This window comes from Vibrio mediterranei (genome assembly GCF_013364395.1).
GTDB classification, from domain to species: Bacteria; Pseudomonadota; Gammaproteobacteria; order Enterobacterales; family Vibrionaceae; genus Vibrio; species Vibrio mediterranei.
In genome coordinates, this window is record NZ_JABXGK010000002.1 from 203940 (window position 1) to 222572 (window position 18633).

At 44.8% G+C, this 18633-nt stretch carries 18 protein-coding genes; 9 read left to right on the forward strand and 9 right to left on the reverse strand.

Features of this window, described 5'->3' with window-relative positions; all coding sequences use genetic code 11:
• Positions 1-258: 258 nt before the first annotated feature.
• From aceF to ampD, 4 genes are all read right to left on the reverse strand, one after another.
• Entirely contained in the window at positions 259-2124 is a 1866-nt protein-coding gene (gene aceF, locus HOP38_RS14330) for a pyruvate dehydrogenase complex dihydrolipoyllysine-residue acetyltransferase (RefSeq protein WP_198558336.1), read from the reverse strand.
• A gap of 30 nt (positions 2125-2154) precedes the next feature.
• Complete coding sequence (gene aceE / locus HOP38_RS14335) at positions 2155-4818, reverse strand: pyruvate dehydrogenase (acetyl-transferring), homodimeric type (protein ID WP_198558337.1); 2664 nt, start codon at positions 4816-4818, stop codon at positions 2155-2157.
• A gap of 56 nt (positions 4819-4874) precedes the next feature.
• Entirely contained in the window at positions 4875-5642 is a 768-nt protein-coding gene (gene pdhR, locus HOP38_RS14340; RefSeq protein ID WP_006074432.1) for a pyruvate dehydrogenase complex transcriptional repressor PdhR, read from the reverse strand.
• Between the two features lie 384 nt (positions 5643-6026).
• Positions 6027-6611: a 1,6-anhydro-N-acetylmuramyl-L-alanine amidase AmpD gene (gene ampD, locus HOP38_RS14345; RefSeq protein WP_006074431.1), complete on the reverse strand. Its 585-nt coding sequence runs from the start codon at positions 6609-6611 to the stop codon at positions 6027-6029.
• Positions 6612-6746: 135 nt separating this feature from the next.
• Here ampD and nadC point away from each other — a divergent pair, with 135 nt between their 5' ends.
• The 8 genes from nadC (at position 6747) to yacG (ending at position 13797) form a co-directional block, all read left to right on the forward strand.
• A complete protein-coding gene (gene nadC / locus HOP38_RS14350) occupies positions 6747-7637 on the forward strand; it encodes a carboxylating nicotinate-nucleotide diphosphorylase (protein ID WP_006074430.1) in 891 nt (296 codons plus the stop codon).
• Positions 7638-7878: 241 nt separating this feature from the next.
• Entirely contained in the window at positions 7879-8358 is a 480-nt protein-coding gene (locus tag HOP38_RS14355) for a pilin (RefSeq protein WP_198558338.1), read from the forward strand.
• Entirely contained in the window at positions 8358-10049 is a 1692-nt protein-coding gene (pilB, locus tag HOP38_RS14360; protein ID WP_198558355.1) for a type IV-A pilus assembly ATPase PilB, read from the forward strand. Before HOP38_RS14355 ends, pilB begins: the two co-directional genes overlap by 1 nt.
• Positions 10050-10059: 10 nt before the next feature.
• Positions 10060-11286, forward strand: a complete 1227-nt coding sequence (locus HOP38_RS14365) for a type II secretion system F family protein (protein WP_038224317.1) — start codon at positions 10060-10062, stop codon at positions 11284-11286.
• A 42-nt stretch (positions 11287-11328) separates the two neighbouring features.
• Positions 11329-12198 (forward strand): prepilin peptidase, encoded by an 870-nt coding sequence (locus tag HOP38_RS14370; RefSeq protein ID WP_198558339.1) that lies wholly within the window; start codon positions 11329-11331, stop codon positions 12196-12198.
• A gap of 2 nt (positions 12199-12200) precedes the next feature.
• Positions 12201-12809, forward strand: a complete 609-nt coding sequence (gene coaE / locus HOP38_RS14375) for a dephospho-CoA kinase (RefSeq protein WP_088876263.1) — start codon at positions 12201-12203, stop codon at positions 12807-12809.
• A 31-nt stretch (positions 12810-12840) separates the two neighbouring features.
• Positions 12841-13581: a cell division protein ZapD gene (gene zapD, locus HOP38_RS14380; protein WP_031494891.1), complete on the forward strand. Its 741-nt coding sequence runs from the start codon at positions 12841-12843 to the stop codon at positions 13579-13581.
• Between the two features lie 21 nt (positions 13582-13602).
• Positions 13603-13797: a DNA gyrase inhibitor YacG gene (yacG, locus tag HOP38_RS14385; protein WP_006074419.1), complete on the forward strand. Its 195-nt coding sequence runs from the start codon at positions 13603-13605 to the stop codon at positions 13795-13797.
• A 198-nt stretch (positions 13798-13995) separates the two neighbouring features.
• Here yacG and rplS read toward each other — a convergent pair whose 3' ends face one another.
• The 5 genes from rplS to ffh form a co-directional block, all read right to left on the reverse strand.
• Positions 13996-14349: a 50S ribosomal protein L19 gene (gene rplS / locus HOP38_RS14390; protein ID WP_006074418.1), complete on the reverse strand. Its 354-nt coding sequence runs from the start codon at positions 14347-14349 to the stop codon at positions 13996-13998.
• Between the two features lie 42 nt (positions 14350-14391).
• Positions 14392-15141: a tRNA (guanosine(37)-N1)-methyltransferase TrmD gene (gene trmD / locus HOP38_RS14395; RefSeq protein ID WP_038224311.1), complete on the reverse strand. Its 750-nt coding sequence runs from the start codon at positions 15139-15141 to the stop codon at positions 14392-14394.
• 34 nt (positions 15142-15175) lie between these two features.
• Entirely contained in the window at positions 15176-15733 is a 558-nt protein-coding gene (gene rimM / locus HOP38_RS14400) for a ribosome maturation factor RimM (protein WP_031494889.1), read from the reverse strand.
• Between the two features lie 20 nt (positions 15734-15753).
• The gene (gene rpsP, locus HOP38_RS14405; protein WP_031494887.1) at positions 15754-16002 is read right to left on the reverse strand and encodes a 30S ribosomal protein S16; all 249 of its coding nucleotides are present in this window, start codon (positions 16000-16002) and stop codon (positions 15754-15756) included.
• Between the two features lie 221 nt (positions 16003-16223).
• Positions 16224-17603, reverse strand: a complete 1380-nt coding sequence (gene ffh / locus HOP38_RS14410; RefSeq protein ID WP_006075530.1) for a signal recognition particle protein — start codon at positions 17601-17603, stop codon at positions 16224-16226.
• Between the two features lie 172 nt (positions 17604-17775).
• Here ffh and HOP38_RS14415 point away from each other — a divergent pair, with 172 nt between their 5' ends.
• Positions 17776-18570 carry a cytochrome C assembly family protein gene (locus HOP38_RS14415; RefSeq protein WP_198558340.1) on the forward strand — a complete coding sequence of 265 codons (795 nt, stop codon included), beginning with the start codon at positions 17776-17778 and terminating at the stop codon, positions 18568-18570.
• Positions 18571-18633 lie beyond the last annotated feature (63 nt).

Here is an 18633-nt window from a genome sequence, read left to right on the forward strand (position 1 = left end):
TCATTATCCCTAACAGGCTGAGTGGGTATTGATTTTTATATGCTTAGACTTCGTTTTAAACAGACGTTCTATTAAACAAATAACTTAAACAATTATGATTTCAGACCGCCAACATTTTACAGAGATGTTAATGGTGTGAAAAGTAAATCAATTTAGCCTGTGAGCTAGACAACAATTCACGTTGGAAATGTTGTATTAATTTGTTTTCCCCTCACTCGCTCCCCTTTGATTAGGGGGAGCGAGAGTGGGAAAGTTATCTTACAGTACTAGGCGACGAATATCGCTTAGGCAGCTGTTTAGATAAGTAATGAAACGTGCACCTTCTGCACCATCAATCACACGGTGATCGTATGATAGAGACAGAGGTAGCTGCAGACGTGGTTCGAATTCTTTACCGTTCCACACAGGCTTCATTTCAGACTTAGATACACCAAGGATACCTACTTCAGGCGCATTTACGATAGGCGTAAATGCTGTACCACCGATGCCACCTAGGCTTGAGATAGTGAAACAGCCACCTTGCATGTCAGCCGCAGTTAATTTACCTGCACGTGCTTTCTTAGAAATTACCATTAGCTCTTCAGATAGCTCGTAGATGCCTTTCTTGTTTACATCTTTGAATACTGGAACAACAAGGCCGTTTGGCGTATCAACCGCGATACCAACGTTCACGTACTTCTTAAGAATGATGCTCTCGCCATCTTCTGATAGAGAAGAGTTAAACGCAGGGAATGCTTCTAGTGCTTTTGCAACAGCTTTCATGATGAACACAAGTGGAGTGATCTTCATGCCTGAATCTTTCTTCGCTTCGATAGCGTTTTGCTCTTTACGGAACGCTTCTAGGGCTGTGATATCAGCGTTATCCCACTGTGTAACGTGCGGGATCATTACCCAGTTACGGTGTAGGTTAGCACCAGAGATCTTCTTGATCTTAGAAAGCTTCTGAACTTCAGTCTCACCAAACTTGCTGAAGTCAACCTTCGGCCAAGGTAGTAAACCAAGAGCAGAGCCGTCACCGCCTTTGCCAGATGCCGCAGCACCAGACTCAAGACGCTTAAGTGCATCTTTAACGTAAGACTGAACGTCTTCTTTAAGGATACGGCTCTTACGACCAGTACCTTTAACCTTAGAAAGGTTAACGCCAAATTCGCGAGCTAGACGACGAACAACTGGAGACGCGTGTGCATAATCGTTGTTTTCTTGGAAATCGTTTGCTGCAGGTGCAGCTGCTGAAGCTTCAGCTTTTGGTGCTGGAGCAGGTGCTGCCGCTTGAGCAGGAGCCGCTACTGGAGCCGGAGTGCCGGCCACCTCAAATACCATGATTAGAGAGCCAGTCGTTACTTTATCGCCAGCTGCAATTTTGATTTCTTTTACTGTACCTGCAAATGGTGCTGGAACTTCCATTGAAGCCTTGTCGCCTTCCACAGTAATTAGAGATTGCTCTTCTTCTACTGTGTCGCCAACCGCTACCATTACTTCAGTAACTTCAACTTCGTCACCGCCGATATCTGGAACGTTTACTTCTTTCGCCGCAGACGCTGCTGGAGCCGCTGCCACTGGAGCTTCAATTGCCGCTGGAGCGCCAGAGCCTGATACCGAAGTGCCGGCCACTTCAAATACCATCACTAGAGAGCCAGTAGATACTGAATCACCAGTAGCGATTTTGATCTCTTTAACAGTACCAGCGAATGGTGCTGGTACTTCCATTGATGCTTTGTCGCCTTCAACCGTTAGAAGAGATTGCTCTTCTTCGATGCTGTCGCCAACTGCAACCATGATTTCAGTCACTTCAACTTCATCGCCACCAATATCTGGAACGTGAACTTCTTTAAGTTCAGCCGCCGCTGCTGGAGCCGCTTCTGCCGCAGGAGCAGGTGCAGCGTCAGCTGCACCTTCGGCTTCGAAAATCATGATAAGAGACCCTGTAGTAACAGAATCGCCTTCAGCTACTTTGATTTCTTTAACGATACCTGCTTGAGACGCTGGAACTTCCATAGAAGCTTTGTCGCCTTCAACAGTGATAAGAGACTGCTCTTCTTCTACCTTGTCGCCAACGCTTACAAGAATCTCAGTAACTTCAACCTCATCCGCACCGATGTCAGGTACATTAATTTCGATTGCCATTGCTTATTTACCTTCTAATTAAGCGCTGTATTAAGCGTAAAGTGGGTTAGTTTTTTCAGTGTCGATGTTGAACTTAGCAATTGCTTCAGTCACAACAGACTTCTCAACATCACCGCGCTTCGCTAGTTCAGTTAGTGCTGCAACTACCACGTAGCCTGCGTTAACTTCGAAGTGACGACGTAGGTTTTCACGGCTGTCTGAACGGCCGTAACCATCTGTACCAAGTACTTTATATGACTCTGAAGGCATGAACGCACGAACTTGCTCAGAGTAGTTCTTCATGTAGTCAGTCGCGGCGATTGCAGGCTCAGTACCCATTACTTGTGCAATGTAAGGTACTTTAGCTTCTGCTTCTGGGTGAAGCATGTTGAAACGCTCTGCGTCTTGACCATCTCGAGTTAGCTCGTTGAACGATGTTACAGAGAACACGTCAGATGCGATGCCGTACTCTTCGCTTAGGATAGTCGCTGCTTTACGTACTTCGTTCATGATAGTACCAGAGCCCATTAGCTGAACTTTAGACTTATCACCAGCGTAAGATTCAAGCTTGTAAATACCCTTACGGATGCCTTCTTCAGCGCCTTCTGGCATTGCTGGCATTGCGTAGTTTTCGTTCATCACAGTTAGGTAGTAGAACACGTTCTCTTGGTTCTCACCGTACATGCGACGGATACCGTCTTGCATAATTACCGCAACTTCGTAAGCGAATGTTGGGTCGTAAGAGATACAGTTAGGTACTGTGTTCGCCATGATGTGCGAGTGACCATCTTCGTGCTGTAGACCTTCACCATTTAGTGTTGTACGGCCAGCTGTAGCACCTAGTAGGAAACCACGAGCTTGTTGGTCACCTGCCATCCATGCCATATCACCTACACGTTGGAAACCAAACATTGAGTAGTAGATATAGAACGGAATCATTGGTAGATCGTTAGTGCTGTATGAAGTTGCAGCGGCAACCCAAGAAGCCATTGAGCCTAGCTCGTTGATACCTTCTTGCAGAACCTGACCAGAGGTTGCTTCTTTGTAGTAAGAAACGATGCCTTTATCTTCTGGTGTGTATTCCTGACCGTGTGGGTTGTAGATACCAATCTGACGGAATAGACCTTCCATACCAAACGTACGAGCTTCGTCACAGATGATAGGAACAACGTTCTTACCAATGTTCTTGTTCTTAAGCAGGATATTAAGCGTACGAACGTATGCCATTGTAGTTGAGATGTCACGCTTCTGCTCGCTTAGTAGCGGCGCGAATTCTTCTAGCTCAGGAACTTTAAATTCTTGAGTGAACATAGGTAGACGCTGTGGCGTGTAACCTTTAAGTGCTTTACGACGAGCGTGTAGGTATTCGTATTCCGCACTACCTTCTTCCAGTTTTAGGTATGGAAGCTCTGCTACTTTCTCATCAGTTAGAATGTCTTGAAGACCTAGACGGTCACGTAGGTGTAGTACGTGAGTCATGTCCATCTTCTTAACTTGGTGTGCGATGTTCTTACCTTCAGCTGCATCACCCATACCGTAACCTTTAACTGTCTTAGCTAGGATTACTGTAGGACGGCCTTTAGTTTCTGCCGCGTTTTTATACGCTGCATACAGCTTAGAAGAATCGTGGCCACCACGCTTAAGCGCGAAGATTTCGTCATCTGTCATGTCAGCAACAAGTGCTGCTGTTTCTGGGTACTTGCCAAAGAAGTGCTCACGTACGTACGCGCCATCTTTAGACTTAAATGTTTGGTAGTCACCATCTACAGTTTCGTTCATTAGCTGTAGTAGTTTGCCTGACGTATCTTTCGCCAGTAGTGCATCCCAGTTGTTACCCCAGATAACTTTAACAACGTTCCAGCCAGCGCCTTTAAATAGACCTTCTAGCTCTTGGATGATGCTACCGTTACCCATTACAGGACCATCTAGGCGCTGAAGGTTACAGTTGATTAGGAAGCATAGGTTATCTAGTTTCTCACGCGCAGCGAAAGACAGTGAACCACGTGATTCTGGCTCATCCATCTCACCATCACCTAGGAAGGCGTAAACACGTTGAGCTGAAGTGTCTTTAAGGCCGCGACCATTTAGGTACTTAAGGAAACGCGCTTGGTAGATCGAAGAAATTGGACCTAGACCCATAGATACTGTTGGGAACTGCCAGAACTCAGGCATCAGTTTAGGGTGTGGGTATGAAGGAATACCTTTACCGTCTACTTCTTGACGGAAGTTATCTAGCTGCTCTTCAGTTAGACGACCTTCAACGAATGCGCGAGAGTAGATACCTGGTGAGATATGACCTTGATAATAAACTAGATCGCCACCGTCTGTTTCGTTAGGAGCACGGAAGAAGTGGTTGAAGCACACTTCATAGAATGCTGCTGCAGACTGGTAAGAAGCCATGTGACCACCAAGGTCTAGGTCTTTCTTAGAAGCACGCAATACGATCATGATTGCGTTCCAGCGAATAATCGAACGAATACGACGCTCAAGCGTGGTATCACCAGGGTAAGCTGGTTCTTGTGCTGCTGGAATAGTGTTGATGTAGTTAGTGTTGATACCTGTTGGCATATCAACGCCGTCTAAACGTGCTTTCTCTAGAACTGTTTCTAGTAGGAACTGCGCGCGTTCTACACCTTCTTCGCGAACAACGGACTCAAGTGCTTGTAGCCAATCTTGAGTTTCCAGTGCATCTACGTCATGCTTCATGTCAGACATGGCGATCTTTCCTTCTGTTGGTTGGATCTACTTAATAAAAGTAAGCGTTTCTAGTTTTAAGAATCACTATCTTGTTGAATTCGTCTTAAAGAGCGCTCACGTCGAGACTCTTCTCTAGTCAAATCCAACAATGTTTCTTCGATATAAGCTAAGTGTGAATGAGACATTTCACGTGCCTTTTCAGGCTTTCCAGAAACAATCGCTTCCACGATATTAGCTCGGTGTTTACTGACTTTCTCCACCACTTCACTTCGGCGGTGCAATAACTTTAAATTCTGTAAAACATTTTGCTCTAGCAGTGGTGCTAGGCTTCGCACGATATGAAGCAAAACAACATTGTGTGCGGCTTCAGTTAACGCAACAAGAAAAGCCATGACCGCTGCAGCTTCTGCTTCGATGTCATCGGTTTCTTGTACTTTACGAATAGTGCCTAAGCAATTTTCAATTTGAGCAAAATCTTCATCGGTACCACGCAATGCTGCGAAATAAGCAGAAATCCCTTCCATAGCATGACGTGCTTCGAGCAAGTCAAGCTGCGTTTCATTATGGGAAGATAGAAGGTCTAGCAACGGATCCGAGAAACTTTTCCAAATATTTTCGCTCACAAACGTACCTCCACCTTGGCGGCGGGTAAGTAGTTTCTTCGCTTCTAAGCGCTGAATCGCTTCTCGAATAGAAGGTCGAGAAACATCAAACTGTTTAGCCAGCTCTCGTTCAGGTGGAAGCTGTTGACCTGCTGAAAGTGTCCCTTCAACAATCAAGCGTTCCAATTCCTGTTCAATCACATCAGAAAGTTTCGGCTGACGAATCCTTTGATAAGCCATATTTATTATTCTACTTTTCTTTCGAAGTTAATTGGTATTACCAATTTCAAATTGGCGTAAAAATTAACACATTTAAAACACCGATGTCTAGTGAAAAATTGATTCAAATCATAGAACCGGCCTTGCATTAACCATTCTGAAACATTTATAGATTAAAACATCAACACTCATGGTCAGACCAATTACATACAAGAAACTTATCGGGCAAATTACGTGCTATAAAAACACTTATAAATCAACAACAAAGGAATCATTTTGTCGGACATGGAAACTTGACCAATATCAATAAAGGAAGGAATAACCCAAGGCCGGGTTATTAATAATTTGAATAACAAAATAAATCTGCAGCAAAACCCAACCGCTCAGTAATTGAACAATGGTTTTTTATGACAATGATTTTCTAAATCGAGCCCAGTCAAAAACAAGACCGGGATCACTCTTTCTCAGCGGGGCAATATATTGATGCCCAGTGATACGTGGTTGAGTAATTAATGGATACGATTGAATCAAGGCACTACTTAGGCGCTGCAGACTGAGGTACTGTTCATCGGTGTAAGCCACATAGTCCGACCCTTCAAGCTCAATACCGATCGAGTAATCATTGCACTTCTCTCGGCCAGCAAAACTCGATACTCCTGCGTGCCAGGCTCGAGCAAGAAATGGCACAAACTGGACCACTTCTCCATCACGTCGGATCAAACAGTGCGCAGATACTCGCATGTTCTCAATCACTTTGAAGAAAGGGTGAATTGACGAGTCGAGCTTGCCTAGGAAAAAGTCTTCGATGTAAGAGCCACCAAACTGGCCTGGCGGTAAGCTGATGTTATGAATAACCAGTAGTGATATATCACTAGTGTCTGTTCGGACATCATAGTGAGGAGATGGGACAATTCGCGCATGACAATACCACCCTTGAGCATCAATAAGCTCCAAGCTTTGTTTACCTTCATTTGTATTGCTACTGCGCATACATCTAGACTCCATCTACCTCTATGTCGTTATGATTTTATCCGACAACAAAGAAAATGCGAGAATTGATGCTGAAATTCCGCACAAGCAAGAGTATCATGCGCACTTTGTTACCCCACAAAGACAGTTTTAGCGATGAAGAACACACATAACAGTCAAGAACGCCTCGAATATCTTAAGCAGCAACTACCAGCAGAAATCTCTCGTGCCGTGGCAGATACACTACGCGAAGACCTCGGTGGTACACTAGATGCCACAGCGGATATCACTGCAAGTTTAATTCCGGCTGAGACTCAGAATGTTGCAACGATTATTACTCGTGAGCACGGTGTGTTCTGTGGCCAAATGTGGGCTGATGAAGTCTTTAAGCAACTTGGTGGTGAAGTCGTCATTGAATGGCATGTCCAAGATGGTGACAAGGTGGAACCGAATCAAGTGCTTTGCACACTAACAGGCCCTGCGAGAGTCTTGCTTACCGGCGAACGTAACGCTATGAACTTCATCCAAACTCTGTCTGGCTGCGCCAGCGTGGTTGCGCAGTACGCTGAGAAAATTGCGCATACCGAGTGCCGACTGTTAGATACACGTAAAACCATTCCTGGCCTGCGCAGTGCGTTGAAGTATGCTGTCGCTTGTGGTGGTGGCTTTAATCACCGCATTGGCGTATTTGACGCTTACTTAATTAAAGAAAACCACATCATTGCCTGTGGTGGTATCACTAAAGCTATTGAAACTGCGAAACAGCTTAATCCAGGCAAACCAGTTGAGGTCGAAACGGAATCTCTAGAAGAGCTGCAACAAGCCATCGATGCAGGAGCGGATATCATTATGCTCGATAACTTCAGCACCGACATGATGCGCAAGGCGGTTGAGATTAACGCTGGCCGTGCTGCTTTAGAAAACTCAGGAAATGTCACTATGGACACCATCGCTGAGTTTGCGGAAACTGGCGTTGATTATATTTCTGTGGGTGCTTTGACCAAGCACTTGAAAGCAATGGACTTGTCGATGAGATTTAAAGACTAGTCTATTTCTCAATGAGAGAATCTTACTAAAGCGAAGCCTATTTGAGCTTCGCTTTTTTATTTCCAGCATTACCCAATCCAGAGTTCTACACCCGAAATCGCCACTTGCTCCGCAACACCATTCTCATTTTTTGCAAGTCTGCTTTTAATTATCCACGCCTCCTCGTAAGTGCTTATCTAGTCGCTTCAACGTCAGCTGTGATGCCTCTAATGTTCAAGCTTTACGTCTCTGAGGAATCACTATGCACCAAGGAATTAACCAAAAAGGGTTTACCTTAATCGAACTGATGATTGTGGTTGCCGTTATCGGTGTACTCGCCGCTGTCGCTCTACCGCAATATCAAAAATACATTGGAAAAAGTGAGGCGGCCTCTGCTTTAGCGACCTTATCGGGACTTCGCACCAATATCGAAGCGTACACTCTTGAGCAAGGAAGCTTTCCTGATACCGAAACTACACCAGCCTTAAAAAACCGATTAGGTTTCCCCAGCGCTATTATTGAAGCCATTGAAGCCGAGGCTGGAGTCAGCAGTGCAGGCAATATCATTTTGTCATTTGATCAAGTCCCCGACGCAAGTCCTTCGGTTAGTAATTATAAATTGGCATTAGCACGAAATGCTCAAGGCGGATGGGCATGTATTAGTACTGCCACGGAAGAATCCGGAGTATTACCAAAGGGCTGTCAATATTCCGAAAGCGTCTCAGTAACGGTACCTGAATGATCCCGTCCACTCTCCCATCTATTTTAAGACAGGCTAACGCCATCGATGAAACGCAAGAAACTGCGTTATATGACCTGTCCATGCTATCTGGTTGCTCTGTTCCAGAAGGAGCAACTGAGCTCAACCTTTGTCAGGCGCAAGAGCTTGTTGCTGTTCTAGCCGACGTTTTTGGACTCCAAATAGTGTCGATAAAGGACAACGACTATGCGAGTTTGTGCCAACAACTCGGTTTACGGGACGTCATAACTCAATACCAAGCCTTACCTATTTCACTGCGCGACAACGTTCTAACCGTTGCGGTCAGCGATCCCACACCCTCGCAGTTAGAAAGTGATTTTAAGTTTGCCTCAGGATTACAAATCGAACTGGGTTTGGCTAACCATCAAGACATAAACGCCGCAATACGCAAAATTTATGGAGAGGGTCAAGAGCAATGGAGCCAACAGACTAAGGAACTCACCTCCCACGAACTGGCAAACTTAGTACAAGTGAATGAGATTGAACTTGAGCATTGCGATGAGCTAATGCTGGATGACTCGCCTGTCAGCCGTTTCATTCACCAAATCCTATTAGAAGCCGTCAGCAAGAAAGCGTCCGATATTCATTTTGAGCCATACGAACACCAGTACCGAATTCGACTTCGCTGTGATGGTATTCTTATTGAGGCACATCAGCCATCGATCCAATTAAGCCGCAGACTATCTGCTCGCCTGAAGATTCTCGCTAAGCTAGATATTGCTGAGCGCCGTCTTCCTCAAGATGGTCGAATCAAACTCAAACTATCACCCCACTCCGCCACGGATATCCGTGTATCAACCCTGCCAACCATGTGGGGAGAAAAGGTAGTACTGAGAATTCTCGACCTAAATTCTGCCCGTTTGGATATCGATCAATTAGGGTATAACGACACTCAACAAGCTCTTTACTTGCAAGCGTTGCACAAGCCTCAAGGAATGGTGTTAATGACAGGGCCTACTGGAAGTGGCAAAACCGTCTCTCTCTATGCGGGACTCAAACTTCTTAATACCCCAGAGCGAAATATCTCAACTGCCGAAGACCCTATTGAAATACATCTAGATGGGATAAACCAAGTTCAAGTTAACCCTAAGATAGGCTTTGGTTTTTCTGCAGCCTTGCGCACTTTTTTACGCCAAGATCCGGATGTGGTTATGGTGGGAGAAATACGAGATCTCGACACAGCAGAGATTGCGGTTAAAGCGGCTCAAACAGGTCATCTAGTTCTGTCAACTTTACACACTAATTCCGCGCTTGAGACCATTACACGGCTACAAAATATGGGAATAGAGAGCTTCAACATCGTGTCTTCACTTTCGCTAATTATCGCGCAGCGGCTCGCTCGCCGTTTGTGCTCTTTATGTAAGCGCCCAGATCACCTCCGTAAAGATCTGCTCCGCAGTCTCGATATATCCTCCTGCCAGAGGATTTACAAAGCCAATGATGTTGGTTGTAGCAAATGTAATAGAGGCTATTCGGGTCGTATCGGTATTTACGAAGTGCTGGTTTTTTCCAACGAGTTAAGCGCCGCCGTTCTTCAGAAAGCCAGCATTCAAGATCTTGAAGTCATCGCTGTGTCACAAGGAATGATGACACTTAAACAAGCGGGGCTTGAAAAACTCACTCTTGGACTGACAAGCTACCAAGAACTGCAGCGTGTCCTTTATTTCGAATGAGAATGCCCCTATGCCTAACCCGCTTCCTATGCCATTAAGAAAGTTCCGCTGGAGAGGTGTTGATCGATCTGGCGCAAAAGCAAAGGGGCAAATCCTTGCTTTAACCGAAATGGAGGTCAGAAATCAATTAGGTCGGCAGCAAATCCATATCAGAAAAATTTCTCGCCATCGCATTTCGTTTTGGACCAGATTAACCCACAAGATTTCACGCAAAGACATCACTCTATTCACTAGGCAATTGGCTACTTTGCTGACGACAAGAGTTCCTCTTGTTCAAGCCCTTAAGCTTATCTCTGAAAGCCACTCCAAAGCCGAAATGAAATCGGTCCTTAATCAGGTCGCTAGCCGAGTGGAGAGTGGCGTCCCTATCGCTCAAGCGCTACAAGCACTAAGTACACATTTTGACCGCTTCTATATCGATATGATTGCGACGGGCGAATCGTCCGGAAACATTGCGGTGACGTTAGATAGGTTAGCAACATATCGTGAAAAACATGATGCTCTGCAGTCTAAAGTCGTTAAAGCCATGATATATCCAAGTATGGTGCTGATAGTTTCTTGTGCCGTAACCTATTTGATGCTCACGAGTGTGATTCCTGAATTTGAATCGATGTTTAAAGGGTTCAATGCCAATTTACCTTGGTTCACATCCGAGGTGCTGGAGCTATCAAACTGGAGCCAATCATACGGACTGGTTAGCGTTGCTTCTCTAGGTTTATTGATTGCTAGCATTAAGTTTATTAGCCTTAAAAATGCTACTGCCGAATTATATATAAGTAAATTAGCCATCAAACTGCCCGTTGTTGGCGACATCATTACCAAAGCAACCATTGCCAAATTTAGCCGAACATTAGCGACCAGTTTTAGTTCTGGAATACCGATACTCACTGGCATACAAGCGAGCGCAAGAACAACAGAGAACGCTTACTTTCAACAAGCTATTTTTTCTATACACACTCATGTCGTAGCGGGCGTACCTGTTCATTTAGCAATGCGAAACAGTCTCGCTTTCCCTGAGATGGTACTGCAAATGGTCATGATAGGTGAAGAAACTGGCAAGTTAGATGAAATGCTCAATAAGATCGCTAGCATCTATGAGGCGGATGTCGATAACATCGTAGACAACTTAGGAACAATCATCGAGCCTTTGGTTATTGTCTTCCTTGGCACAATAATTGGCGGGTTAGTGATTGCAATGTACTTACCTATCTTTAACTTAATGTCGGTAATAGGCTAACATAGGCAATAACTCACTGATTTTACGGTTTCATACTCAAGAATGGACGCATTTTCTTATTATCCTTGGCTCTTCCCTGCTTTTGCGGCTCTCTTCGGCTTGATCGTTGGCAGTTTTTTGAATGTCGTCATTTATCGATTACCGATAATGATGGAGCGAGGTTGGCGCGAAGAATGTGCCGAAGCCTTTCCTGAGTACAAAATTGCCCCTCCAGAAGATAAATTTAACCTTAGCGTGCCGCGCTCGGCATGCCCTAAATGCCAAACACCGATTCGAATTATCGATAATATTCCTGTACTCAGCTGGTTGTTACTTAAGGGCAAGTGTCATCATTGCAGTCATAAAATCAGTGCTCGTTACCCACTTATTGAGCTCCTGACGGCAGCCATGTGTGCAACCGTAGCGTGGCAACTTGGGTATAGCGAATACAGCTTAGCGTTAATCGTCTTTACCTTCGTGCTTATCAGCGCCACTTTCATTGACTTCGATACCATGCTGTTGCCAGACCAGCTTACCTTACCTCTAATGTGGTTGGGCATTGCACTAGCATTATTAGGTATCTCTCCAATTTCGTTAACGGATTCTGTAATTGGTGCCATGGCTGGCTACCTCTGCTTATGGTCCATTTTCTGGCTGTTTAAACTACTAACAGGTAAAGAAGGCATGGGCTACGGTGACTTTAAGTTGCTGGCAGCTCTCGGAGCATGGTTAGGCTGGCAACACTTGCCTTTGATCGTCTTAATGTCATCCGTTGTTGGGGTTTTATTTGGTCTCGTTCAATTGCGAATGCAAAAGAAAGGGATTGATGTTGCATTTCCTTTCGGCCCTTATCTCGCCATTGCTGGTTGGATTAGCGCTTTGTGGGGCGAGCAAATTATTCAATACTACCTCAAGTCGTATATAGGGGTGTAACCATGGGATTTGTTATTGGACTTACCGGCGGTATTGCCAGCGGAAAAACCACCGTTGCCAACCTTTTTCACGATAACTTTGCTATTGATTTGGTCGATGCAGACCTTGTTGCTCGAGAAGTAGTAGAAGTAGGTTCGGCAGGTCTTGACGCTTTAACGCAACACTTTGGTATTGGGATCCTTCAAGAAGATGGCTCTCTTAATCGCAGTGCTCTTCGGGAGCGCATCTTTGCTAACGAGGACGAAAAGCTTTGGGTAAATAACTTGCTGCACCCGATGATCAGAGAGCGTATGCAATCACAACTGGATGCATCCACCAGCCCTTATACTCTGTTCGTAGTTCCACTTCTCATCGAAAATGGGCTACAAACTATGGCTGACCGTGTTTTAGTTGTAGATGTCTGTGAAGAAACACAAATTTACCGAACAATGACACGTGATGGGGTGCCTGAGTCACAAGTGCGTTCTATACTCAAAGCACAAGTAGACCGAGAAACTCGTTTATTGCATGCTGACGATGTGATTGATAATAATACTGATAACGCTCAACTTTTGTCCCAAGTCACAGAATTACACCAAAAGTACCTAGCATTATGCGAACAAAATCGGTGAAAATAGCAGGGAAGCGTTTAAAGGCTAGCAGATGATCACAAATAGATTCGAACACCCTCTTAATGAAAAAACAAGAATGTACCTAAGAGTTGAATCTCTATTGAGACAGCTTCAGCACTCCTCGTCTTTTTCAGATAATTATCAGTATCAAATTTTCTTCAAATCACTGTTTGATTTACTGGAGATCTTTGAACAAATCCAGCTCAAAAGCGAACTCGCTAAAGATCTTGAAAAGCAACGTCAAACTTATCGTGCATGGCTTAATGTCGATGACGTCGATCAGGAAATGCTAGGCTCGATCTTAAGGGATCTAGATGGTGTACATAAAGATTTAATGATGGCCGAACGATTCGGTCAATCTCTGAAAGAAGATCGCTTCCTCAGCGCAATCCGCCAACGATTTGGACTGCCGGGTGGTTCATGCTGTTTCGATCTTCCGTCATTGCATTACTGGTTACATCTACCGATTGAAAAACGTATGCATGATGCTGAAGCTTGGTTAGCGTCAGTCAAACCACTTATGAATGCCCTTCAGTTATGGCTGAAGCTCACTCGTGAGACTGGTCGTTTTAAGAAGCAAATTGCCCGCTCTGGGTTTTATCAAAGTGACGCTGAAGAAGCCAATATCCTTCGTCTAACCATTCCAATGGAGTATGGTGTCTACCCAATGATTTCAGGACATAAAAACCGCTTTGCAGTGAAGTTTATTGCCTTTGAATCAGGTCAAGCCTACCCTAATGATATTGAATTTGAATTAGCTGTTTGCAGCTGAAAGTAACACTCAGGAATCACTATGAGTAAACCAACCGTTGTTCCATGCCCTCAATGTAAAGCTGAAGTTGTATGGAACGAAGACAGCCCTTTTCGCCCGTTTTGCTCAAAGCAGTGCCAAATGATTGATTTTGGTGAGTGGGCCGACGAAGAGAACACCATTCCTGGCGCACCAGATATGTCTGACAGCGATGGCTGGTCAGAAGATAATTACTAACTTCGTCCAGCAATTACCACCACTTACCTCTCATCATCCCTGCGTAGACAGGGATCTTACCAAAGAGTACTGACCGGGCTCATAGGTAACAGTTCTAACCGGACACATAAGTAAAAGTGCTAAGGTGTTAACTTCAAACATAAAAAAAGCGGAGCCCTTGGGCTCCGCTTAATACTTGAGAACGCTAGTAAAATAGCATTACTTCTTAGCAAGTTTCTCTTTGATACGAGCAGACTTACCAGAACGCTCACGTAGGTAGTACAGCTTGGCACGACGTACTGCACCACGGCGTTTAACTTCGATGCTATCAACCATTGGAGAGTGAGTTTGGAACGTACGCTCAACACCTTCGCCGTTCGAGATCTTACGAACAGTGAAAGCAGAGTGAAGACCACGGTTACGGATAGCGATTACAACGCCTTCGTAAGCCTGTAGACGCTCACGGTCACCTTCTTTTACTTTAACCTGAACTACAACAGTGTCACCTGGTGCAAATTTAGGTAGGCCTGATTTCATTTGCTCTTCTTCAAGAGCCTTGATGATGTTACTCATGTTCTTAAATTCCTAGAATAAACTGATACTAAATTAAATAGGTTACTTGCTATTAACTCGATGCTCTTTTATGAACTCGGCAAGTAATTGTTCCTGTTCGTCAGTCAGAGCTAGGTTTTCCAGGAGCTCCGGTCTTCTTAGCCAAGTACGGCCTAACGACTGCTTAAGTCGCCAGCGACGAATGTCCTTATGGTTACCAGACTTGAGGACACTTGGTACCTCTAAATCGTCTAGAACTTCAGGGCGCGTATAGTGTGGACAATCTAGTAAGCCATTTGCAAAAGAATCTTCTTCTGCTGAAGCAAAATCGCCTAGTACTCCCGGAACAAACCGTGAGACTGAGTCGATTAGCGTCATGGCTGGGATTTCCCCACCTGTCATCACAAAGTCTCCGATTGACCATTCTTCGTCAACCTCTGTTTGGATGATGCGCTCATCTACCCCTTCGTAGCGTCCACAAATCAACACAAGGTTGTCGTTTTTCGCTAGTTCTTCTACCCCAATCTGGTCGAGCTTGCGACCTTGAGGAGAAAGGTAAATAACTTTCGTCTTACCCGGTGATGCCTGTTTGGCTGCGTGAATGGCATCGCGCAATGGCTGAACCATCATCAACATGCCAGGACCACCACCGTAGGGTCTATCATCGACAGTGCGATGTTTGTCGTGAGTGAAATCACGAGGATTCCATGTCTCAATCGACAGTAGACCTTTTTTAACCGCTTGACCTGTTACTCCATAATCAGTAACGCTGCGGAACATGTCTGGAAAAAGGCTAATTACGCCAACCCACATCTGTTCTCTCGCTCTTTCAGTTACCAATTAAGGATTAGAATCCAGGATCCCAGTCAACTTCGATCCGTTGAGCTTCGCGATCAACTTTCTTGATCACTTGCTCTTCAAGGTACGGTATCAACCGTTCCTTTTGCCCAAAAGCATCTTTCAGATTTGCTTTCACAACCAGAACATCGTTCGAACCCGTTTCCAACATGTCGGTTACTTCACCTAGGTCGTAACCTTTTGTGGTCACTACTTTCATGCCGAACAATTCGCGCCAGTAGAATTCATCTTCTGACAGTTCAGGAAGTACAGCTGGATCAATTGCAATTTCAAAGTTAGTTAGTAGGTGAGCTTCTTCACGAACCTCAAGACCTTCAAGTTTACACACCATACCTTTGTTATGGCGCTTCCAACTTTCAACTTTCAATTCGACCCATTCGCCCTTTTGACTAATGTACCAAGGACTGTAATCGAAAATACTTTCAGGATTGTCTGTGTAGGTAAACACTTTAAGCCATCCACGAATGCCATAAGTAGAACCAAATTTACCTACAACAATTCTTTCGGGAGTATTGCTCATAGTTTCTTTACCTTTCATCGACGACATACTGCTAACTAAACTAATAATTAAGCCGCTTTTTGAGCGTCTTTAACTAGCTTAGCAACACGGTCAGAAACTGTTGCGCCTTGACCAACCCAGTGGTTAACGCGCTCTAGGTCTAGACGTAGACCTTCTTCTTGACCAGTAGCAGTTGGGTTAAAGAAACCCACTTTCTCGATGAAACGGCCAGTCGCTGCATTGCGGCTGTCCGCTACTACGATTTGATAGAATGGACGCTTCTTAGCGCCGTGACGTGCCAAACGAATGGTTACCATATCGTCCTCTTTGCTTTCTCAATAATAAAAATGACCTCAGAAGTGTTTCTCTAATGAGTAACCTGAGGTCTCGTGCCAAAATAAAGCCCCGGAATTTTACTCTTATTCCGAGGCATTGCAAGGGGTTTAGCTATTTTTTCACCAGTTTTTGGCTGGCATTTCTCGTGTGACGCAGATAACAGTTTGAAACTTAAGGGACTGAAACCTGAGCCAATCCACGGCTAGCGACCAAATGGATTGAAGCCGCCGCCGCCCATGCCACCCATCATGCCTTGCATGTTGCGCATCATTCCGCGCATGCCGCCTTTCTGCATCTTCTTCATCATTTTTTGCATCTGAGTGAATTGCTTCAAGAGACGGTTAACATCTTGCACTTGAGTACCAGAACCTGCAGCGATACGCTTTTTACGAGAACCTTTAATTAATTCAGGACGTTGACGCTCTTTCATTGTCATTGAGTTGATGATCGCTTCCATCTGCTTAAACATCTTGTCGTCAACTTTGTCTTTAACGTTATCAGGTAAGTTAGACATGCCTGGTAGCTTGTCCATCATTCCCATCATACCGCCCATATTTTGCATCTGACCAAGTTGCTCACGGAAATCTTCTAGGTCGAAACCTTTCTTCTCCTTGAACTTCTTCGCCATCTTTTCTGCTTTATCGGTATCAACATTACGTTGTAAATCTTCGATAAGAGAAAGAACGTCACCCATGCCTAAGATACGTGATGCAACACGATCTGGGTGGAAAGGTTCTAGTGCGTCAGTCTTTTCACCCACACCCAAGAACTTAACTGGTTTACCCGTAATATGACGAACAGAAAGCGCCGCACCACCACGAGCATCACCGTCGACTTTAGTTAAGATGACACCCGTTAACGGCAGCGCATCACCAAAAGCTTTTGCTGTGTTCGCGGCATCCTGACCTGTCATCGCATCGACAACAAACAGCGTTTCGACTGGGTTGATTGCTGAATGGAGATCTTTAATCTCATCCATCATCTCATGATCAACCGCCAAACGACCCGCGGTATCGACAATCAATACGTCATAAAACTTTTTCTTCGCATGATCGATAGCTGCATTGGCGATATCAATTGGCTTTTGATCTGCTGATGAAGGGAAGAAATCAACGCCAATATCGGTAGCAAGTGTTTCTAGCTGTTTGATCGCAGCTGGACGATAAACGTCGGCAGACACCACAAGAACTTTCTTCTTGTCACGCTCATGCAGCAGTTTAGAGAGTTTACCAACACTGGTCGTTTTACCCGCACCTTGCAGACCTGCCATTAAGATGACCGCCGGCGGCTGTGCAGCTAGGTCCAGTGCTTCGTTGGATTCACCCATGACCGACTCAAGCTCAGCTTGAACGATTTTGATGAACTCTTGGCCCGGAGTTAAGGATTTAGAAACTTCAACACCAACGGCACGCTCTTTTACGCCTTTGATGAAATCTCGAACTACTGGCAGAGCAACGTCGGCTTCTAGAAGCGCCATGCGAACTTCGCGCAGAGTATCTTTAATATTGTCGTCGGTCAGACGACCTTTGCCGCTGATATTCTTCAGCGTTTTGGATAGACGATCCGTTAAATTCTCAAACATTTCTTTCTCTTCGCTGTAAATTGCGATCAATTGTAGTGAGTATACCTTAGCCAGCAGTGAGAGTCATACCTAACAAGATCAAATACGAGTCAATACTTTTTACTTCTGCCATGGCTCATTGAGTCGATGCAGGGTATAATTCCAGCTCTAAGCAATCGATTTTTTAGGAAAAATGGACAGTTTAATCGCAATTGCGGCCGCTATTCTTTATGTGCTGGCCATCGTTACAATTATCCCAGGCTTGGTCCACCAGGTCGGGATCCGTACAAAAACTGTTCTCGTCAGTGCGGTTTTAGCACTAGCTTTTCATGCGTGGCTACTCAGTGATCTCATCTTAAGTGGCAGTGGACAAAACCTCAGCATCTTGAATGTCGCTTCATTAATTGGCTTCATTATTTCGCTGTTTATGAGCGTTGCCATGCTTAAAACGCGAATTTGGTTCTTATTGCCTGTGGTTTACGGCTTTGCCGCCATTAATCTCTCCGCCGCCGCTTTTGTTCCAACTGCGTTTATTACTCACTTGGAGCATAATCCAAAACTGCTGATTCATATTTCGTTAGCACTTTTTTCCTATTCTACGCTCTCCATTGGTGCGCTTTACGCAATTCAATTAGCGTGGCTTGACCATAAGCTTAAGAATAAGAAAGCACTGACCATTAATCCTAATCTTCCACCTTTAATGATGGTTGAAAGACAGCTTTTCAAGATCATTTTGATTGGCACTGGTCTGCTTACAGCAACGCTTCTTACTGGTTTTGTGTTTGTTCAAGATATGTTTGCTCAAGGCAAGGCTCACAAAGGTGTACTTTCGTTCTTGGCTTGGATTATCTACTCAGTATTGCTTTGGGGACATTACCGCAAAGGATGGCGCGGCAAAAAAGTGACTTGGTTTGCCGTTGCAGGCGCAACCTTGCTCACTCTAGCTTACTTCGGTAGCCGATTCGTTAGGGAAATCATACTAAGCTAAATGGCTTGATATGCTCTACTTAGCACACTACGAATGTCGCGTTGACAACACAGTATAAATGGT

Excerpts from the sequence above, each read along its gene's own strand:
- ampD (WP_006074431.1), bottom strand. The coding sequence starts at position 6,611 with ATGCGCAGTAGCAATACAAATGAAGGTAAACAAAGCTTGGAGCTTATT.
- pdhR (WP_006074432.1), bottom strand. The coding sequence starts at position 5,642 with ATGGCTTATCAAAGGATTCGTCAGCCGAAACTTTCTGATGTGATTGAA.
- HOP38_RS14365 (WP_038224317.1), top strand. The coding sequence starts at position 10,060 with ATGCCTAACCCGCTTCCTATGCCATTAAGAAAGTTCCGCTGGAGAGGT.
- HOP38_RS14370 (WP_198558339.1), top strand. The coding sequence starts at position 11,329 with ATGGACGCATTTTCTTATTATCCTTGGCTCTTCCCTGCTTTTGCGGCT.
- HOP38_RS14355 (WP_198558338.1), top strand. The coding sequence starts at position 7,879 with ATGCACCAAGGAATTAACCAAAAAGGGTTTACCTTAATCGAACTGATG.
- aceF (WP_198558336.1), bottom strand. The coding sequence starts at position 2,124 with ATGGCAATCGAAATTAATGTACCTGACATCGGTGCGGATGAGGTTGAA.
- HOP38_RS14415 (WP_198558340.1), top strand. The coding sequence starts at position 17,776 with ATGGACAGTTTAATCGCAATTGCGGCCGCTATTCTTTATGTGCTGGCC.
- aceE (WP_198558337.1), bottom strand. The coding sequence starts at position 4,818 with ATGTCTGACATGAAGCATGACGTAGATGCACTGGAAACTCAAGATTGG.
- trmD (WP_038224311.1), bottom strand. The coding sequence starts at position 15,141 with ATGTGGGTTGGCGTAATTAGCCTTTTTCCAGACATGTTCCGCAGCGTT.
- rplS (WP_006074418.1), bottom strand. The coding sequence starts at position 14,349 with ATGAGTAACATCATCAAGGCTCTTGAAGAAGAGCAAATGAAATCAGGC.
- nadC (WP_006074430.1), top strand. The coding sequence starts at position 6,747 with ATGAAGAACACACATAACAGTCAAGAACGCCTCGAATATCTTAAGCAG.
- ffh (WP_006075530.1), bottom strand. The coding sequence starts at position 17,603 with ATGTTTGAGAATTTAACGGATCGTCTATCCAAAACGCTGAAGAATATC.
- yacG (WP_006074419.1), top strand. The coding sequence starts at position 13,603 with ATGAGTAAACCAACCGTTGTTCCATGCCCTCAATGTAAAGCTGAAGTT.
- coaE (WP_088876263.1), top strand. The coding sequence starts at position 12,201 with ATGGGATTTGTTATTGGACTTACCGGCGGTATTGCCAGCGGAAAAACC.
- rpsP (WP_031494887.1), bottom strand. The coding sequence starts at position 16,002 with ATGGTAACCATTCGTTTGGCACGTCACGGCGCTAAGAAGCGTCCATTC.
- zapD (WP_031494891.1), top strand. The coding sequence starts at position 12,841 with ATGATCACAAATAGATTCGAACACCCTCTTAATGAAAAAACAAGAATG.
- rimM (WP_031494889.1), bottom strand. The coding sequence starts at position 15,733 with ATGTCGTCGATGAAAGGTAAAGAAACTATGAGCAATACTCCCGAAAGA.